This window comes from Streptomyces sp. WAC00040, from assembly GCF_056835925.1.
In genome coordinates this window covers 659438-673195 of record NZ_JAKQZE010000004.1, presented here as the reverse complement: position 1 = coordinate 673195, position 13758 = coordinate 659438, and the positions used below count along the sequence as shown (strand labels likewise).

Genomic DNA, 13758 nt, shown 5'->3' with positions numbered 1-13758 from the left:
TGGAGGAACGGCATTGCGCATCAGAGAACTGGCCCTGGATCTCTCCCCGTTGCGGGCCGGCGGGCCCCTCGGCCTGGTTCTCGCCACCCGCGTGCTCGCCCTCCTGTGCATCGGACTCACCTCGGTCGGTGTGGTCGTACAGGTCTACGAGCAGACCGGTTCGTCGGTCCAGGTGGGCGCCGTCAGTCTCGTGCTGGGCGCGGGACTGTTGCTGGGCTTCCTGGCAGGTGGGGTCCTCGCCGACCGCAGGGACCGCAGAGGGCTCATCCTCGTCGGCAGCGGTTGGGCCGTCGTCACCTTCGCCGCTCTGTCGGCGAACGCGGCGGCCGACCGCCCCGCGCTGTGGGTCGTCTACGTCTTCGGAGCGCTGTTCGGTTTCACCGAGGGAGTCGCGGAGACCGCGCTCACCGCGGTCGTTCCCACCTTCGTGAGCGAAGAGCACATACCCGCCACCGGTGCGCTCGTCACCGTCACCACCACCCTCGGATCGATCGCCGGTCCCATGCTCGGCGGTGTGCTCATCGCCGGACCCGGCCTCGCCACCACCTTCGGCCTCGCGGCCGCCGGCACGGCGATCACCACGCTGCTGCTGACCCGCCTCGGCCCCATGCCGCCGACAGGCGTGAGCACACCTTCGCCCGGCGATGCTGAACCGTCCGGCGTACCACCCGCCAGGGCGAAGGAGAACGAGGCGCCGACGGCCGCAGAGACGGGGCAGCCCGGAGTCCTGGAGTCCCTACGGGAAGGGTTCCTCTTCATCCGGGGCAGTCGCGTCGTCGCCGCCGTGCTCGTCGTGGACCTGTGCGCCGCGCTCTTCGCCACGCCGACCGCTCTGTACCCGGAGTTCGCGGAGGAACGGTTCGGCGGCGGGCCCGAGTTGGTCGGCCTGCTCACCACCGCTCCGATGATCGGCGCGGCCGTGGCCTCGCTCGCCTCCGGCTGGACGGGCCGTACACGCCATCAGTGGCGGGTGCTGTGTGCCACGGTGGCCGTGTGGGGCCTTGCGTGTCTCGGCTTCGGCCTCAGCCCGCTCCTCGGCTTCGGTCTGTTCTTCCTCGCCATCGGCGGCCTGGCCGACACCTTCTCCGAGATCATGCGCCGCACGCTGCTGATGCGGCACACCCCGGACCCCCTCCAAGGCCGGGTGAGCAGCCTCTGGCTCGCCCAGGCCATGACCGCGCCCGCGCTGGGAGGCGTCCTGGCCGGCCTCGCCGCGTCGGCGGTCGGCCCGTCCACCGCGGTCGCCGCGGGCGGAGCCCTGTGCGTCGGGACGCTGTGCCTCGTTGCGCTGCTCTACCGTCAACTGTGGCGGGAAACCGACGAGTCGACCGAACAGAAGAGCGATCGCTCGCAGGGTGTTCCGGCAGATGGTGGCAGCCCGAGGAGTAACAGTGACGCAACGGCGGCCACCTGAGCCTTGATGGCCGGTACTTAGGTATGGCTATCCTTTGCTTCGTGCTTCCGTATTCGCAGAGCCGGTCCGCGGCGTCGCCCGTTCGACCCACCGAGACGGTTCCGCGACGGACCTCCGTACACCTCGTCGCCGTCCCCGTGTGCCTGGTCGTGCTCGGGCTGCTCTGCCTGTGCTCCATCGCCCTCGGCACCAAGTGGATCGAGCCGGAACGCGTCCTCGAACTCCTGTGGAGCCCGGACGGCTCGGAGGAGTCCGGGATCGTCCATCAGATGCGGGTACCGCGTACCGAGTTCGGCCTCGTCGTCGGCGCCGCGCTGGGCGTGGCGGGAGCCCTGATGCAGGGGCTGACCCGCAACCCGCTCGCCGACCCGGGACTCCTCGGCGTCAGTGCCGGGGCCTCCCTCGGCGTCGTCCTCACCACCGGCCTGCTCGGCATCACCGCCCCCCAGGGCTATGTGTGGTTCGCCTTCGCCGGCGCCCTGGCCGCGATCGCCCTCGTCTACGCCCTCGGCAGCGCCGGAAAGGGCGGAGCGACCCCCGCCAAACTCGCCCTCGCCGGCGCCGCCGTCACGGCGCTGCTCCAGTCGCTCGTCAACGGCGTCCTCCTGTTCGACGCCGCGGCGCTCGGCGACTTCCGCTTCTGGGTCGTGGGTTCGCTGACCGGACAGCCGGCCGAGGTCCTCGTCGACGTGCTGCCCTTCATCGCCGTCGGAGCGGTGCTCGCCGCCACCACCGCCCCCGCACTCAACAGCCTCGCCCTCGGCGAGGGTGTCGCCACGGCCCTGGGACGGAACGTCGGTCTGGTGCGGCTGCGCGGCGCAGCGGCCGCCACGCTCCTCGCCGGAGGCGCGGTGGCCCTGTGCGGGCCGATCGCCTTCGTGGGGCTGGTGATTCCCCAGCTCGCCCGCCTCCTCACGGGCCCCGACCACCGCTGGATCATGCTGTACTCCGCGCTGCTCGGCCCCAGTCTGCTGCTCGCCGCCGACATCGCCGGGCGCCTGATCGCCCGGCCCGACGAGCTCCACGTCGGCATCGTCGTCACGGTGATCGGGGCGCCGTTCTTCATCGCGCTGGTGCGCCGCCGTCGACTCCGGGAGCTGTGAGCCGTGACCGTCACCGACACCACGCGCGGCGCCGCTGCCGTCCGCAACGCGGGCGGGGCGGTGATCCGGCTGCCCCGGACCAGGGCCTCCTGGATCGTCCGGCCGCGCAGCGTCCTCGTGAGCCTTCTCCTCGCCGCAGCGGTGGCCGCGGCGTTCGTCGTCGAGGTCGCCTTCGGCGAACTCGACCTGCCGCTCCCCGACGTGGTCCGCAGCCTCGCGGGCGGCGGCGACCCGACGACCGCCCTGGTCGTCCACAGCCTGCGCCTGCCCCGCGCGCTGGTGGGACTGCTCTGCGGCGCGGCCTTCGGCGTCGCGGGAGCCATCTTCCAGACGCTGACCCGTAATCCGCTGGCCAGCCCGGACGTCATCGGCGTCTCCGCCGGAGCCGGTACCGCCGCCACCGCCGGACTGCTGATGGGCCTCGGTTCCGGACTCGGCCTGCAGACACTCGCGCTCGTCGGGGGCCTCGGCGCGTCGGTGCTCATCTACGTCCTCGCCTGGAAGAACGGGACGACCGGGTACCGCATCGTCCTCGTCGGCATCGGCATCGCCGCGCTGTGCACCAGCGCCACCAGCTATCTGCTCCTCAAAGCCGGCGTCTACCAGGCCCAGCAGGCCCTGATGTGGCTCACCGGGAGTCTCAACGCGCGCGACTGGGAACACGTCGGCCCGCTCGCCATCGCCCTGGCCGTGCTGCTCCCGTGCGTGGTGCTGCTCGCGCCGTGGCTGGGCGGGCTCCAGTTCGGCGACGAGATGGCGAAGGCGCTGGGACTGCCCGTGCAGACCGCGCGCATCGCGCTGCTCGCCGTCGGCGCCGGGCTGGTGTCGTTCGCGACGGCCGCCGCCGGCCCCATCGCCTTCGTCGCTCTCATCGCGCCGCAGATAGCCGTACGCCTCGTCGGCGTGCCGGGCCCGGCGCTGCTGCCGTCCGCTCTCGTCGGCTCCTTCGTGGTCCTGGCGGGCGATGTGGTGGGACGTCAGCTTCTGCCGGGCACCGAACTTCCCGTCGGCGTCGTCACCGGTGTGCTCGGCGCCCCCTGCCTGCTCTGGCTGCTCGGCAGGTCCAACCGCACCGGCTCAGGAGGGTGACCGTGGAAAAGCGATCGCAGGGGCTCACCGCCGAGGGCCTGACCCTCGCGTACGACGGCCGCAGCGTGGTGAACGCCCTCGACGTGACGATCCCTGCCGGGCGGGTGACCGCGGTGGTCGGCGCGAACGCCTGCGGCAAGTCGACGCTGCTGCGCGGGCTGTCGCGACTGCTCACGCCGAAGGAGGGCGCCGTCTACCTGGACGGCCGGCTCATCCACACCATGCGCGGCAAAGAGCTCGCCCGCCAACTCGGCATGCTGCCGCAGTCGCCCGTCGCGCCGGACGGCATCACCGTACTCGACCTGGTCAAGCGCGGGCGCAGCCCGCACCAGTCGTGGTGGCGCCAGTGGTCGCCCGACGACGAGCAGGCGGTGTACGGTGCCCTCGAGGCGACCGGCCTGCTGGAGCAGGCCGAACGCAGCGTGGACGAACTCTCCGGTGGCCAGCGCCAACGTGCCTGGATCGCCATGGCGCTGGCGCAGGGCACACCGGTCCTGCTGCTGGACGAACCCACGAACCACCTCGACCTCGCGCACCAGATCGACATCCTCGACCTGGTCGTCGACCTCAACCGTGAACAGGGACGAACCGTCGTCCTGGTGCTCCACGACCTCAACCACGCCTGCCGGTACGCCGACCACGTCATCGCCATGAAGGACGGACGGGTCGTCGCCGAGGGTGCCCCGCCCGAGGTGATCGACCGGGAGCTCATCGCCGAGGTCTTCGGCCTGAGCTGCACGGTCATCGAGGACCCGGCAGGAGGCGGCCCGCACATCATCCCCTTCGGCCGCCACCACGGCGGCAGGGCCGGTCACGAGCCCGCCGTCACCGCCCGCTGACAACCGCTCGCCACGATCCGCACCACCCAACCCCCCGCACGAACACCCCGCACCGCTCACCCTGCACGACCTGCGGCACGCCCGCTCGGAAGGACAGTCATGCCCCTTTTCAGAACTCCCGCGATCGAGTCCGGTCAGGCGGCCCGGATGGACCGCCGCCGCTTCCTCGCCCTCGGCGGGGCGCTGGCCGCCACGGGGCTGCTGGCCGCCTGCGGTGACTCCGACAAGAGCAAGGGCTCCGGCAACAACGGTTCCGACAAGTCCGCCTCCGGCCCGTGGACCTTCACCGACGACCGCGGCAAGAAGATCTCTCTGCCCAAGCGGCCCGAGCGGATCGTCGCGCAGTCCCACCCGGCCGCCGCCCTGTGGGACTTCGGCATCCAGCCGGTCGGCCTCTTCGGCCCGCAGAAGACCGCTGACGGCAAGCCCAGCCCGCAGATCGGCAACGTCGACCTGTCGAAGACCACCTCGGTCGGCACGGCGTTCGGCGAGTTCCAGATGGAGAAGCTGATCTCCCTCAAGCCGGACCTGATCGTCACCATCGCCTACGGCCCGATGGTCTGGTACATCCCGGACGAGGTCTACAAGAAGGTCGAGGAGGTCGCCCCGATCGCCGTCATCCAGCTGATGGGCGTGGCCGTGCCGGACGCCGTCAAGCGCTTCGGCGAGCTGGCCGCGGCGCTCGGCGCGGACCCGAAGAGCGCCGAGGTCGAGAAGGCCAAGGCCGACTTCGAGAAGGCCGCGGCGGGCGTCACCGCGGCCGCCAAGGCGAAGAAGGGCCTGTCGGTCGCGGTGGTCTCGGGCACGAAGGAGAGCTTCTTCGTCGCCGACCCGGCCTTCCACGGCGATGTGAAGTACTTCCAGCAGCTCGGTCTCGACATCGTCAAGCCGGCGAAGCCCGAGGCCGGTTTCGAGGCGCTCAGTTGGGAGGAGGCCGGCCGCTACAAGGCGGACCTGGTCCTGGAGGACGCCCGCCCCGAGGGCGGCCTGACGCACCAGCAGCTCGGCGCCTACCCGACGTGGAAGGGCAGCCCGGCGGTCAAGGCCGGTCAGGTGTCGGACTGGCAGACGGAGACGCCGTTCACGTACCAGCGTTTCACCAAGGTGCTGAACGACCTCGCCACCACCGTGAGCAACGCCCGGAGCAACGTGGTGTGACGCTCGCTTCGGTCTAACACATCGGCCCCTGCCACGCGCGCGTGGCAGGGGCCGATGTGCTTTTTCCGGTCTACTGAGCGTCGATCAGGCTCTTCGGGCGCAGATCGGTCCAGTTGGCCTCGACGTGGGCCAGCGCCTCGGCGCGGCTCACCGGGCCGAGGACCGACCGCCAGCCGTCGGGCGCGGTCTGGAAGGACGGCCACAGCGAGTGCTGTCCCTCGTCGTTGACCAGGACCAGGAAGGAGCCGTTCTCGTCGTCGAAGGGGTTCGTCATGGGGTGACGCCTTTCTCGGGTGGGGCGGTAACAGGAGGGGGACGGCGGTATGCGGCGCTGCCGGGGGTCAGGACCCGTCGCCGCCGTCGCGCTCCGCGAGCATGCGGCGCAGAGCCTTCTTGTCGATCTTTCCGATCGCGGTGAGCGGCAGGTCCGTGACCGTCTCCACCCGGTCGGGCAGCTTGAAGGCGGCCACACCGCGCTCCAACAGGAAGGCCCGCAGCGCCTGAACCGTCGGCGCCGAGCCGTCGGGGACGACCACCGCGCAGATCCGCTCACCCTCGCCGACGGGGTCGGGCACGCCGACCGCGGCGCAGCGCCGGACCTGCGGATGGGCCGCGACATGGCTTTCGACCTCCTCGGCGGAGACGCTTTCACCGTTGCGGTCGATGGTGTCCTTGACCCGTCCCTCCACGATCAGGTGGCCGGACGCGAGCTGGCGGACCAGGTCACCGGAGCAGTAGAAGCCGTCGGGGGTGAAGGCGGTGGTGTTGGCTTCGGGGGCGCGGTAGTAGCCGCGCAGCGTGTACGGGCCGCGTACCAGCAGCTCTCCGGCCTCGCCGGGCGCGACGGAGCGGCCGTCGGCGTCCACGATGCGCAGCTCGTCGTCGGCGCTGAGCGGCCGGCCCTGGGTCAGGGCCACCGTCTCGGGATCGTCGTCCGCGCGGGTGTAGTTGAGCAGGCCCTCGGCCATGCCGAACACCTGCTGCACCGAGCATCCGAGCGCGTCGGGGATGGTGCGGGCGAGGTCGGCCGAGAGCTTCGATCCGCCGGCCTGAAGGACGCGCAGGCTCGAGATGTTCGCCGGGTCCCACTCCGCCGCGTCGATCCACAGCGGGATCAGCGGCGGCACGAGCGCGGTGTGCGTGACACGTTCGGCCTCGATCAGCGGGAACGCGTCACCGGGCGCGGGGGAGGCGGAGAGCACGACGCGGCCGCCCACCGACAGGGTGCCCAGCATGCCGGGGCAGGCCAGCGGGAAGTTGTGCGCGATGGGCAGGCAGGCGAGGTAGACGGTCTCGTCCGACAGCTCGCAAGCCTCGGCGCTTGCACGGGCGTTGTACCCGTAGTCGTTGTGGGTTCGGGGGATCAGCTTGGGGACGCCGGTGGTCCCGCCGGACACCAGCAGGAGGGCGATGTCGGCCGGGTCGGGGTCGGGGAACTGCCGAGGCTCCGCGTCGACCTTGGCGAGCGCGGTGTACGGGCCCGGGTCGCCCGCGACCAGCACGTGACGCAGCTCGGGCGCCTCGGCCTGCACGGCGGCGGCCAGCTCCCGGTAGTCGAACGCGGCGTACTCATCGGCGATGACGTACGCGACTGCCCCGGACACTCGGGCCAGGTGGCCGATTTCGGTGAGGCGGTGCGCGGGCAGGGTGAGGGCCGGGATCGCGCCGAGGCGGGCCAGCGCGAAGAACAGGACGGGAAACGCGCCGGTGTTGGGCAGCTGCACGAGGACACGGTCGCCGGCGCGTATGCCGAGGTCCGCCAGCCCGGCGGCCATTCGGTCGGCGCGCTCGTCCAGCTGACGGTAGGTGAGCCGGTCGGCTCCGGCTACGATCGCGAGCCGGTCGCCGTACTGGGTCGCCCAGTCGCGCAGCAGGACTCCGAGGGTCCGGCCGTCCCAGTGGCCGGACGTGACATAGCGGGCCGCGGTCTCCGCGGGCCACGGGGTCAGCCCCGAGGGCAGGGGCGAGGGGGGCTCGGTGGCGATAGGGGGCACGTTCGGCTCGACTCTCGTGGCCGGAGGGCGACTGGCGCTCCTCGCTGGTTTCCGCTCGTCATGGGGCGCGGAGACCGGGGTCGTTCCCGGCATCCACAAACAGGTGTGGTTAGGTTAACCTAAGTCCCGTCGTTGCACACCTCCCGTCGCGAAGGGTGCTACTGGTGTCCATACCTGGCTGGTTAGGGGCGATTTGAGGACGGTTCGCCCTTCCTCGCGCCGAACGGTAAGGACACCCACAGCCGTCCGGAACACGACTCCGATCACGACACGACGTCCTTAGGAAGAAGCCGCTTCATGCTGTCGATCGACGACCTCCGGCGTGTGGTCACCGACTTGCTCGGCCCTGGTGCCGAACCCCCCGGTGACGAGGACAACCTCATCGAACTCGGCCTGGACTCGCTCAAGCTGATGAGGATCGCGGATCGCTGCCGACGGACAGGACTGGACATCGGCTTCGCCGACCTGGCAAGGCGTCCCACCCTGGCCGGCTGGGGCGGCCTGCTCGCCGAGGCGGGGGGCGCAGCCGGATCCGCCGCACCGGCGCCCGACGACAGCCCCCCGGCCGTTCCCGCGGCGCCGCCCGCCGCCTCCTCGGAACCCGGCGACGGAGAACCCTTCCCGCTGGCGCTCATGCAGCACGCGTACTGGGTCGGCCGCGGTGGCTCCCAGGCCCTGGGAGCGGTGGCCGCCCACCTCTACACCGAGTTCGAGGGTTCCGGCGTCGAACCCGCCCGCCTGGGTGCCGCCGTCGCGGCGCTGGCGGAGCGTCACCCCATGCTCCGTGCCCGCATCCTCGACGACGGACGCCAGGTCATCGGAGCGTGGACCCGTGGCACCGCCCTCCCCGTCCTCGACCTGCGAGACGCCTCCCCGCACGAGGTCGAGGAGCGGACCGCCCGCCTCCGCGAACAGCTGTCGCACCAGTTGCTCGACGTCGAGGCCGGGCAGGTCTTCGACATCCGCGTCAGCCTGCTGCCCGAAGGCCGCACCCGCGTCCACGTCGACGTCGACATGCTCGCCGCCGACGCCCGCAGCTACCGCACCCTGCTCGCCGATCTCGTACACCTCTACGAGCACCCCGAGCGGCCCCTGCCGCCCCTGGACTACACCTACGCCCGGTATCTGGCCGAGCGCCGCGCGCAGCCGCCACGCGACCAGGACGTGCGCTGGTGGCGAGAGCGTCTCGGTGAGCTGCCCGGCGCCCCCACCCTGCCCGCCCGCCCCGAGGCCGAGCACGGCGCCGCCCACCGGGTGACCCGCCTGCACCACTGGCTCAGCCCCGAACAGCGCGCCCGCCTCACGGACCAGGCACGGCGTCACGCCGTGACCCCGGCGGTCGCCGCCGCCACGGCCTTCGCCGAGGTCCTGGGCGCCTGGAGCGGCGAGCCCAGGTTCCTGCTCAACGTCCCCATGTTCGACCGCCGTCCCCTCCACGCCGATGTGGACCGCCTCGTCGGCGACTTCACCAGCTCCCTGCTGCTCGACGTCGACCTGAGCGAGAGCCGTACGTTCGCGGAGCGCGCAAAGGACGCACAGGACCGGATGCACCGCGCCGCCGCCCACTCCTCGTACTCGGGCGTCGAGGTGCTGCGCGACCTCTCCCGTGACCAGGGTTCCCAGGTCCTCGCTCCCGTCGTCTTCACCAGCGCTCTCGACCTCGGCGAGCTGTTCGGGAAGGACGTGGAGCGGTGCCTCGGCGAACCCGTGTGGATCGTCTCCCAGGGCCCGCAGGTGCTCCTCGACGCCCAGATCACCGAGATGCATGACGGCCTCCTGGTCAACTGGGACGTTCGCGCGGACGCGTTCCCCGACGGCGCCGCCGAGGCCATGTTCGCCGCGTTCACCGACCTGATAGGCAGGGTCGCCGACGGCGCCGCATGGGACGTTCCCGTTGGGCCACTCGCCACGGAAGCCCAGCTCGCCGTGCGCGCAGAGGCGAACCGCACCGACGGGCCGCTGCCCGAGCAGCCGCTCCACCAGGCGTTCTTCGCCCACGCCGCCACCGCTCCGGACGCCCCGGCCGTCCTCTCCGCCGACTCCACGGTCCTGACCTATGGTCAGCTCGCCGAGCGAGCGCTCCGCGTGGCCGGGGCCCTGCACGCGCGCGGCGTCGAGCCCGGTGACGCGGTCGCGATCCGCCTGCCCAAGGGGCCCGACCAGCTCGTCGCCGTCCTCGGCGTCCATGCCGCGGGCGCCCACTACGTCCCGATCGGCGTCGAACAGCCACCCGCCCGCGCCGAGTCCATCCGCACCCGCGCCGGAGTCACCGTCGTCCTCTCCACCATCGACGGCGGTCGTGATGCGGCCACCCTCCCGCTGGCAGAGGCCGCCGCCTGGCCCACACCCCTGGCCGAACCGGTCCTCGCCGACCCGCGGTCCGTGGCCTACGTCCTGTTCACCTCGGGCTCCACCGGCGAACCCAAGGGCGTCGAGGTCTCCCACCGCGCCGCCGCCAACACCATCGACGACCTCGTCGAACGCCTCGGCCTGGGCCCAGCCGACCGAACCCTCGCGCTCTCCGCCCTCGACTTCGACCTGTCCGTCTTCGATATCTTCGCCCCCCTGTCGGCCGGCGGAGCCGTCGTCACGGTCGACGAGCGGACCCGCAAGGACGCCACCGTGTGGACCGGCCTGGTCCGGCAGCACGCCGTGACCGTCCTCAACTGCGTTCCCAGCCTGCTCGACATGCTGCTCACCGCGGCCGAGCACGAGCCTATGGGCGCGAGCCTGCGCGCGGTGCTGCTCGGCGGCGACTGGGTCGGCGTGGACCTCCCCGTACGGCTGCACGCCCACGTTCCTGGCTGCCGCTTCCTCGGCCTCGGCGGCACCACCGAAACCGCCATCCACTCCACGATCCAGGAGGTCGTGGGCGGTGAGGTGCCCACGCGGTGGACGAGCGTGCCGTACGGAACCCCGCTGCGCAACGTCCGTTGCCGCGTGGTGGACGGCCAGGGCCGCGACTGCCCCGACTGGGTGGCCGGCGAACTGTGGATCGGCGGCGCCGGTGTGGCCGACGGCTACCGGGGCGACCCCGAGCGGACCGCCGACCGCTTCGTCGAGATCGACGGCTACCGCTGGTACCGCACCGGTGACCGCTCCCGCTACTGGCCCGACGGGACCCTGGAGTTCCTCGGCCGGGCCGACAACCAGGTGAAGATCCGCGGCTTCCGCATCGAACTCGGCGAGGTCGAGGCCGCGCTGGCACAGCACCCGGCCGTCCGCCGGGCCACGGCCCTGGTCATCCGCACCGGGCCCACGCCGCGCCTGTGCGCCGTCGTCGCCACCGGCGCCGCGGCCGGACTGACGGAGGACGGCCTGAGGGCCAAGGCCGCCGAGCGGCTGCCCGCCCACATGCTGCCGGACACCATCGCCGTCCTGGACGAGATGCCGCTGACCGCGAACGGCAAGACCGACCGCCGCGCACTGCGCGAAGTGCTCGCCGCCCAGGCCGAGGAAGGCGAGCACGAGGACGCACGGTCCTCTCTGGAGGAGGTCGTCGCCCGGGTCTGGGCCCGTGTCCTCGGCACGGGCCGCGTCGGACGCCAGGACGACTACTTCCAACTGGGCGGCGACTCCATCCTCGCCACCCGGATCACCGCGCAGCTGCGCGAGGCCCTCGACACCGACGATGTGTCCGTCCATGACGTGCTCTCGTCCCTCACCGTCGCGGAGCTCGCCCGGACCCTCGCGGCTCGCGACGCCGACGGCCGGCTCGAACTCGTCGCCGAGATCTCCCTGGAGATCGACTCCCTGTCGGACGAGGAGATCGACGCCCAACTGGGCGACGTCCCGCAGCAGGCGGAGCACCTGGGGCGCGCCGATGGCTGAGCCGCTCGCCGGCCCGGCGGCAGCCGCCGCCGACGCCTGGTTCCGGCGGTACGCGCCGAGGCCGGACGCCTCGGCACGCATCGTGTGCTTCGGCCCGGCCGGAGGCGCCCCCGCCTTCTACCGCGACTGGGCCCGGGCCGTATCCGACGATGTCGAAGTGCTGTCCGTGGTCCTCCCCGGTCGCGAACGCCGCGCCGCGGAACCCGCGCTGACGGACATGGAGACGCTCGCGGACGCCGTGACCGCCGCGCTGCTTCCGGTGCTGGACAGGCCGACCGTGCTGTTCGGCCACAGCATGGGGGCCTCGGTCGCCTTCGAGGTGACCCGCCGCCTGGAGGCGACCGGCGGCCCCCGCCCCGCCGCCCTCGTCGTCTCCGGCAGGCCGAGCCCGCGCCGGCTGCTGGAACGCCCCTCGCCCGTGGCGGAATACGACGACGAGCAGATCGTCGCGTACCTGCGCGGCCTCGGCGGCACCCCGGACGAACTGCTCGACGACCCGGAGGCACGGGAGTTGATCCTCCCGCCCTGCCGGGCCGACTTCCAGGTCATCGGCCGCTACGCCCCCGAGCTCCACCCCCGCGTCGCCACCCCGCTGCGCGTCCTGCTCGGCGACCGGGACGAGTCCGTACCGGACTGGGACGCGTCGCGCTGGAGCGAGGTCGCCACCCGGCTGAGCGGGATACACGTCCTGCCCGGTGGCCACTTCTACCTGGTCCCCGAGCGGACCGCCGTCATCGACCACGTGCTGCGGTCGCTCCACGGGACCGGTGACGCACCCGTCGCCGTACCGCCTGCCGAACTGCCCCGCTCCACCGCCCCCCACGAGGGAAGCGCCCGCCAAGCCGGACGAGCCGACTCCGGGAAAGAGAGAGAAGCCGTGACCTTCGCCCCTGCCTACCACGAGCGCCGAATAACGCTGACCGGCGACGCGCTGAGCACCGCGGCGGCACTGTCGGAGACCTCGGCCGACGCCTACGTTCTCTACGAGAACCGGGGCGCCGTCGGCTGGGCGGAAGGCGAGTACGGCACGGTCGTCGTCCGCGCCGGCGGGACCACCCTGCGCCTCGGCGAGGCCGACCCGGTCGAGTTCCCCGCCGACCGCGGCGTGCTCCACGCGCTCGACCAGGCCCTGGCCGCAGTGCGGGTCGAAGGCTGGCGGGCCTACGGCTGGGCAGCGTTCGAGCTGAGCTACCCCCTGCACGGCCTGCCCGCCCCGGCCGGTGATACTCCGCTCGCCCACATCGCCGTGCCTCGGCGCGAGGTCAGGATCGAGGACGGCGGCGCCCTGCTGCGCGTGCTGGACCCCGAGGACCTCGACGCGCTGGAGCAGCGGGTGCGTTCGGCGGCCGCCCTCGGCGGTGCGGTCGGCAGCACCGAGCGTGTGACCGCCGACGTCGAGCAGCATGACGCCGACGTCTACCGGGCCTCTGTGGCGGCGGCCGTGGAGGAGATCCGCGCCGGCAAGCTCACCAAGGTGATCCTCTCCCGCGTCGTGCCCGTCACCTCTCCCATCGACATGCCCGCCACCTACCTCGAAGGCCGCCGCGGCAACGACCCCGCCCGCTCGTTCCTGTTGCGCCTCGGCGGCTGGGAGACGGCCGGTTTCAGTCCCGAGATCGTCGCCCGCGTCACGGGCGAGGACGGCCATGTCGTCGCCCAGCCCCTGGCGGGCACCCGCGCCCTGGTGGGTGACACGGAGGCGGACCGCGGCCGCCGCGCCGAGCTCTACCGCGACGAGAAGGAAGTCTTCGAGCACGCGGTCTCCGTGCGCCTGGTGGCGGAGGAACTGGAACAGGTCTGCACCCGGGAGTCCGTCGCCGTCGACGACTTCATGTCGATCAAGGAGCGGGGCAGTGTGCAGCACCTGGCCTCGCGCCTGTCCGGTTCCCTCGCCCCCGGCAGGACCGCCTGGGAGGCGGTCGGCGCTCTGTTCCCCGCGGTGACGGCCTCCGGCATACCCAAGGCCGAGGGGTGCGAACTCATCCGCCGCGCCGAGCGCCGACCCCGCGGGCTCTACAGCGGCGCCGTGCTCACGGTCGACGCGGACGGCACGGTCGACGCCGCCCTGGTGCTGCGCAGCGTCTACCGCCATGAGGGGCGGACCTGGATGCGGGCCGGCGCGGGCATCGTGGCGCATTCGACCCCGGAGCGCGAGCTGGAGGAGACGCGCGAGAAGCTGCGCAGTGTCTCGCGCTTCCTGGTACCGGCGGCCGAGACCGAGGGAAGGCCCCTGGCGTCCGCCCTGGACGAGCAGTCCGCAGCGTTGGCCCGTTGAGCTCGACGGGGAAGGACCGGGGCGGTCGTCTGCGCGCGTTCGTGCGCGGCCGACC

The 13758-nt window shown here is 72.4% G+C and carries 9 protein-coding genes; 7 read left to right on the top strand and 2 right to left on the bottom strand.

Features of this window, described 5'->3' with window-relative positions; translation table 11 throughout:
* The first annotated feature begins 13 nt into the window (after window positions 1–13).
* The 5 genes from MDN94_RS33635 to MDN94_RS33615 all read left to right on the top strand — a co-directional run bounded on the left by MDN94_RS33635 (window position 14) and on the right by MDN94_RS33615 (window position 5603).
* Window positions 14–1414 carry an MFS transporter gene (locus MDN94_RS33635; RefSeq protein WP_482729603.1) on the top strand — a complete coding sequence of 467 codons (1401 nt, stop codon included), beginning with the start codon at window positions 14–16 and terminating at the stop codon, window positions 1412–1414.
* A 137-nt stretch (window positions 1415–1551) separates the two neighbouring features.
* Window positions 1552–2517 (top strand): FecCD family ABC transporter permease, encoded by a 966-nt coding sequence (locus MDN94_RS33630; protein ID WP_482729846.1) that lies wholly within the window; start codon window positions 1552–1554, stop codon window positions 2515–2517.
* A gap of 3 nt (window positions 2518–2520) precedes the next feature.
* Window positions 2521–3606 (top strand): FecCD family ABC transporter permease, encoded by a 1086-nt coding sequence (locus MDN94_RS33625; protein ID WP_482729602.1) that lies wholly within the window; start codon window positions 2521–2523, stop codon window positions 3604–3606.
* Window positions 3607–3608: 2 nt separating this feature from the next.
* Window positions 3609–4445, top strand: coding sequence for an ABC transporter ATP-binding protein (locus tag MDN94_RS33620; RefSeq protein ID WP_356621718.1), 837 nt, complete (start codon window positions 3609–3611; stop codon window positions 4443–4445).
* 99 nt (window positions 4446–4544) lie between these two features.
* On the top strand, window positions 4545–5603 hold the full coding sequence (locus tag MDN94_RS33615; protein ID WP_482729601.1) for an ABC transporter substrate-binding protein: 1059 nt from the start codon (window positions 4545–4547) through the stop codon (window positions 5601–5603).
* A 70-nt stretch (window positions 5604–5673) separates the two neighbouring features.
* On the opposite strand, the gene MDN94_RS33610 is transcribed toward MDN94_RS33615, so the two are convergent.
* The gene (locus MDN94_RS33610; RefSeq protein ID WP_482729600.1) at window positions 5674–5877 is read right to left on the bottom strand and encodes an MbtH family protein; all 204 of its coding nucleotides are present in this window, start codon (window positions 5875–5877) and stop codon (window positions 5674–5676) included.
* A 67-nt stretch (window positions 5878–5944) separates the two neighbouring features.
* Complete coding sequence (locus tag MDN94_RS33605; protein ID WP_482729599.1) at window positions 5945–7597, bottom strand: (2,3-dihydroxybenzoyl)adenylate synthase; 1653 nt, start codon at window positions 7595–7597, stop codon at window positions 5945–5947.
* Between the two features lie 297 nt (window positions 7598–7894).
* On the opposite strand from MDN94_RS33605, the gene MDN94_RS33600 reads away from it, so the two are divergent.
* Together MDN94_RS33600 and MDN94_RS33595 are read left to right on the top strand one after the other, a co-directional pair.
* A complete protein-coding gene (locus MDN94_RS33600; protein ID WP_482729598.1) occupies window positions 7895–11428 on the top strand; it encodes a non-ribosomal peptide synthetase in 3534 nt (1177 codons plus the stop codon).
* Entirely contained in the window at window positions 11421–13703 is a 2283-nt protein-coding gene (locus MDN94_RS33595; protein ID WP_482729597.1) for a salicylate synthase, read from the top strand. The genes MDN94_RS33600 and MDN94_RS33595 overlap by 8 nt, the downstream gene beginning before the upstream one ends.
* Window positions 13704–13758: the final 55 nt, after the last annotated feature.